Below are 519 nucleotides of genomic sequence, written 5' to 3' on the forward strand. Positions count from 1 at the left end.
CCGTGGCATGTGGCGCCTCGACACTCGCGCCCTCGTCCCTGCCTTTTCGTGATTCGGCCTGGAACGACGTTGGTGCACGGCTCCGGCATTGGAACGATGAGGCCTTTGGCCGTCAAAAGGCGATCGTCAGGGGCGCGCTCCGTGCTCTGGCCGCCATACCCGTCCCGTTCGTCGAACCACCGCTGCCCTTTCCCGAGCATGACGGTTCGGCGGGCCAGGCCGTGCTGCTGCGCGCTGCCCGAACGATCGCCGACCGGCTGTTACAGGCCAGCTTCCTGGTCGATGGTGGGCGAAGCTGGATCGCCCTGCAGGACAGGTCGCCGGCACCGTGCTTCCAGGTCGAACCGGTCGGGTTCGATCTGTATGGCGGCACGTCCGGCATCGCGATATTCCTGGCCGCCGCCGGCATGGTGCTGCGCGACGACCGCTATGTCGCCGCCGCCCGGGAAACGGTCGAGCCGCTGCGCCGTGCCCTGACGTCCGACGATGCGACCTTGCGGGAGGCGCTCGGTCGAAGCG

Annotated in this window: 1 protein-coding gene; it reads left to right on the plus strand. The window is 68.6% G+C overall.

All coding sequences use genetic code 11. The annotated features are described in order from the left end of the window. On the plus strand, positions 1-519 hold a 519-nt coding region (locus AC1DZC_RS20405), incomplete at both ends, for a hypothetical protein (protein WP_477044561.1).

This window comes from Cellulomonas sp. P2_B4, assembly GCF_056404795.1.